Source organism: Pseudomonas sp. Sample_9 (assembly GCF_004307535.1).
Lineage (GTDB): Bacteria > Pseudomonadota > Gammaproteobacteria > Pseudomonadales > Pseudomonadaceae > Aquipseudomonas > Aquipseudomonas mercuritolerans.
The window spans coordinates 1-4447 of sequence record NZ_RAZO01000236.1 but is presented as its reverse complement, the minus strand read 5'-3'; the positions used below and the strand labels follow the sequence as shown (position 1 = coordinate 4447).

Genomic DNA, 4447 nt, shown 5'->3' with positions numbered 1-4447 from the left:
CACGCTCGCCAGTTCTTTCAGACGTGCCGCCAGCCCCGCCGCTGCATCGAGATCGCTCTCACGCAGACGGTTGATCTCACGCACCATCTCGAACAGCACGGCGCAGGCTTCAGGGGTGCCGAAGTCGTCGTTCATCACCGCGGTGAAACGCTCGACAAACGCTTCGCCACCGGCCGGCGCCACCGTCGGCAGGCCTTTCAACGCGTGGTAGAAACGCTCAAGCGCGCCCTTGGCGTCCTTGAGGTTGTCTTCCGAATAGTTGATCGCGCTGCGGTAGTGGCTCGATACCAGCAGGTAACGCACGACTTCCGGGTGGTACTTGTCGAGCACGTCGCGGATGGTGAAGAAGTTGTTCAAGGACTTGGACATCTTCTCGCCATTGATGCGAATCATCCCGCAATGCATCCACGCATTGGCGTAGGTCTTGCCGGTGGCCGCTTCGCTCTGGGCGATTTCGTTCTCGTGGTGCGGGAACTCCAGGTCGCTGCCGCCGCCGTGAATGTCGAAAGTCTCGCCGAGGCAGCAGGTCGACATCACCGAGCACTCGATGTGCCAGCCCGGACGCCCGGCGCCCCATGGCGATTCCCAGCTCGGCTCGCCCGGCTTGGCGGCTTTCCACAGGACGAAGTCGAGCGGGTCTTGTTTCGACTCGTCGACTTCGATGCGCGCGCCAATGCGCAAATCTTCGATCTTCTTGCGCGACAGCTTGCCGTAGCCCATGAACTTGGCGACGCGGTAGTACACGTCGCCATTGCCCGGCGCGTAGGCGTAGCCCTTGTCGATCAGGGTCTGGATCATCGCGTGCATGCCGGCGATGTGATCGGTGGCGCGCGGTTCCATGTCCGGCTTCTGGATGTTCAGGCGCGCTTCGTCTTCGTGCATCGCGGCGATCATGCGCTCGGTCAGCGCTTCGAACGATTCACCGTTCTCGCGGGCACGATTGATGATCTTGTCGTCGATGTCGGTGATGTTGCGCACGTAGGTCAGGTCATAACCGCTGAAGCGCAGCCAGCGCGTCACCAGGTCAAACGCGACCATGCTGCGGCCGTGGCCGAGGTGGCAGTAGTCGTACACGGTCATTCCGCAGACGTACATGCGCACCTTGTTGCCATCCAGCGGCTTGAAGACTTCTTTGCTCTTGCTGAGCGTGTTGTAGATCGTTAGCACGTTAGTTCCTTGACTCACTCACTGGCCCCACGAATCACGCAGGGTCACGGTACGGTTGAATACCGGCTGACCGGGTTTCGAGTCCTTCAGATCTGCGACGAAGTAGCCTTCGCGCTCGAACTGGAAACGGTCTTCCGGCTGTGCATTGCCGAGCGATGGCTCGGCGCGACAACCGGTCAGCACTTGCAGCGAGTCAGGGTTGATGTTGTCGAGGAAGCTGGCGCTGTCTTCGGCCTTTTCCGGGTTCGGCGAACGGAACAGGCGATCGTACAGACGCACTTCGCACTCGACGCTGGCGGCGGCCGGCACCCAGTGGATCACGCCTTTGACCTTGCGCCCTTCCGGGTTCTTGCCGAGGGTGTCCGGGTCGTACGAGCAACGCAGTTCGACGATGTTGCCGTCGGCGTCCTTGATCGCTTCGTCGGCACGGATCACGTAGCTGCCGCGCAGACGCACTTCACCGGCCGGTTCCAGGCGCTTGTAGCCCTTCGGCGGCTCTTCCATGAAGTCTTCGCGGTCGATGTAGATTTCCCGGGCGAACGGCAGCGCGCGCACGCCCATGTCTTCTTTCGGGTGGCGTGGCAGTTCGAGGTTTTCGACCTGGCCTTCCGGGTAGTTGGTGATGACCACTTTCAGCGGACGCAGCACGCACATCGCGCGCGGTGCGCTGTGGTCGAGATCGTCGCGGATGCTGAATTCGAGCATGCCGAAATCGACCACGCCGTCGGAACGGTTGGTGCCGATCATTTCGCAGAAGTTGCGGATCGATTTCGGCGTGTAGCCACGGCGGCGAAAGCCCGACAGCGTGGACATGCGCGGATCGTCCCAGCCGTTGACGTGCTTCTCGTCAACCAGTTGCTTGAGCTTGCGCTTGCTGGTGATCGTGTAGTTCAGGTTCAGGCGGCTGAACTCGTACTGGCGCGGGTTCGCCGGCACCGGCAGGTTCTCCAGGAACCACTCGTACAGCGGACGATGGCTTTCGAACTCGAGGGTGCAGATCGAATGGGTGATGCCTTCGATGGCATCCGACTGCCCGTGGGTGAAGTCGTAGTTCGGGTAGATGCACCACTTGTCGCCGGTCTGGTGGTGATGCGCGTGGCGGATGCGATACATGATCGGGTCGCGCAGGTTCATGTTCGGCGAGGCCATGTCGATCTTCGCCCGCAGCACGCGCGCGCCGTCCGGGAATTCACCGGCCTTCATGCGCGCGAACAGGTCGAGGTTTTCCTCAACCGAACGGTCACGGAACGGGCTGTTCTTGCCCGGCTCGGTCAGGCTGCCACGGTATTCCTTGGCCTGCTCCGGGGTCAGGTCGTCGACGTAGGCCTTGCCGGCCTTGATCAGCTCGACGGCCCAGTCGTGCAACTGGTCGAAATACTGCGAGGCGTAGCGCACTTCACCGGACCATTCGAAGCCCAGCCATTTGACGTCGCTTTCGATGGCGTCGATGTATTCCTGATCTTCCTTGGCCGGGTTGGTGTCGTCGAAACGCAGGTGCGTGACGCCACCGAACTCCTGGGCCAGGCCGAAGTTGACGCAGATCGACTTGGCGTGGCCGATGTGCAGGTAGCCGTTGGGCTCCGGCGGAAAGCGAGTCACGATCTGGGTGTGCTTGCCCGAGTCCAGGTCTGCCTGGATGATCGGCCGCAGGAAGTTGACCGGCACGGCAGGGCCGGACTTGGCATTCGAGGTAGGGTCGACAGTGGGCTTGCTCATAGGATCCTTGACGTACAGGTGCGCGGCCGCAAAGAGGGGCCAGACAAAACAAAGCCGCTATCATAGCCGATGCTGTCAAGGGCCTGACAGAGCAGCTCTTATAAAGGCACGCATTTAATCGCCGGGAAATGAAAAACCGCCTCGAAATTCGCGCCTGTCACGCTAAACTGCGCACCTTGGCCGAAGCAGGCTGAACCGGTTGTGGGGCTCAATGTCCCAGAACCACGAATTCCCTATGAAGAGTAATGACCATGACTCAAGTCAAACTGACCACCAACCATGGCGACATCGTCATCGAACTGAACGCTGAAAAGGCGCCGATCACCGTTGCCAACTTCATCGAGTACGTCAACGCCGGTCACTACACCAACACCGTATTCCACCGCGTCATCGGCAACTTCATGATCCAGGGCGGCGGTTTCGAGCCTGGCATGAAAGAAAAGAAAGACAAGCGTCCAAGCATCCAGAACGAAGCGGACAATGGTCTCTCCAACGACAAATACACCGTCGCCATGGCCCGCACCATGGAGCCGCATTCGGCATCGGCGCAGTTCTTTATCAACGTCGCCGACAACACTTTCCTCAACCACAGCGGCAAGAACGTGCAGGGCTGGGGCTACGCGGTATTCGGTAAAGTGACCGCCGGCACCGACGTTGTCGACAAGATCAAAGGCGTGTCGACCACCTCCAAGGCCGGCCACCAGGACGTACCCGCAGACGACGTGATCATCGAGAAAGCCGAGATCATCGAAGCGTGATATTGCTGATTTCAGACTTGCATCTGGAAGAGGAGCGCCCGGACATAACCCGGGCGTTTCTGGATTTGCTCGCCGGACGCGCCCGCTCGGCGAGTGCGTTGTACATCCTCGGCGACTTCTTCGAGGCGTGGATTGGCGACGACGCCATGACGCCCTTTCAGCGCTCCATCTGCCAGGCCCTGCGCGATTTGAGCGACAGCGGCACGGCCATCTTTCTGATGCACGGCAATCGCGATTTCATGCTCGGCAAGGCCTTTTGCAAACAGGCCGGCTGCACCTTGCTGAAGGATCCGAGTGTCGTGCAGTTCTACGGCGAGCCGGTGCTGCTGATGCACGGCGACAGCCTGTGTACCCGCGACGTTGGCTACATGAAGCTGCGGCGTTATCTGCGTAACCCGATCACCCTGTTCATCCTCCGTCACCTGCCCCTGCGCAGCCGCCACAAACTGGCGCGCAAGCTACGCAGCGAAAGCCGCGCACAGACGCGGATGAAGGCCAATGACATCGTCGATGTCACCCCGGAAGAGATTCCGCGAATGATGCAGGCATTCGGCGTGAAAACCCTGATTCACGGCCACACCCACCGCCCGGCAATTCACAAGTTGCAGCTGGGTGAACAAGCGGCGAAGCGGATTGTGCTGGGGGATTGGGATCGTCAGGGTTGGGCGCTGCAGGTCGATGAGAGCGGGTATGCCCTGGCGCCGTTCGATTTCGCCCCGCCGCCAGCCCTCCCCGCCCCGAGCGCATGATCGTTCCTACGCTCCGCGTGGGAATGCAGCCCGGGACGCTCCGCGTCCCATCCAGAG

The 4447-nt window shown here is 60.9% G+C and carries 4 protein-coding genes; 2 read left to right on the top strand and 2 right to left on the bottom strand.

Features of this window, described 5'->3' with window-relative positions; translation table 11 throughout:
• A partial coding sequence (cysS, locus tag D6877_RS13595; RefSeq protein WP_130911128.1) for a cysteine--tRNA ligase occupies positions 1 to 1167 on the bottom strand: 1167 nt, incomplete at its 3' end.
• An 18-nt stretch (positions 1168 to 1185) separates the two neighbouring features.
• Positions 1186 to 2883: a glutamine--tRNA ligase/YqeY domain fusion protein gene (locus D6877_RS13590; RefSeq protein WP_024013424.1), complete on the bottom strand. Its 1698-nt coding sequence runs from the start codon at positions 2881 to 2883 to the stop codon at positions 1186 to 1188.
• 251 nt (positions 2884 to 3134) lie between these two features.
• On the opposite strand from D6877_RS13590, the gene D6877_RS13585 reads away from it, so the two are divergent.
• A complete protein-coding gene (locus tag D6877_RS13585) occupies positions 3135 to 3641 on the top strand; it encodes a peptidylprolyl isomerase (RefSeq protein WP_095189877.1) in 507 nt (168 codons plus the stop codon).
• Positions 3638 to 4390: a UDP-2,3-diacylglucosamine diphosphatase gene (gene lpxH / locus D6877_RS13580; protein WP_130911127.1), complete on the top strand. Its 753-nt coding sequence runs from the start codon at positions 3638 to 3640 to the stop codon at positions 4388 to 4390. Before D6877_RS13585 ends, lpxH begins: the two co-directional genes overlap by 4 nt.
• Positions 4391 to 4447 lie beyond the last annotated feature (57 nt).

What these genes read in the sequence shown, in the direction of transcription:
- D6877_RS13590 (WP_024013424.1), bottom strand. Translation starts at nt 2,883, where the DNA reads ATGAGCAAGCCCACTGTCGACCCTACCTCGAATGCCAAGTCCGGCCCT.
- D6877_RS13585 (WP_095189877.1), top strand. Translation starts at nt 3,135, where the DNA reads ATGACTCAAGTCAAACTGACCACCAACCATGGCGACATCGTCATCGAA.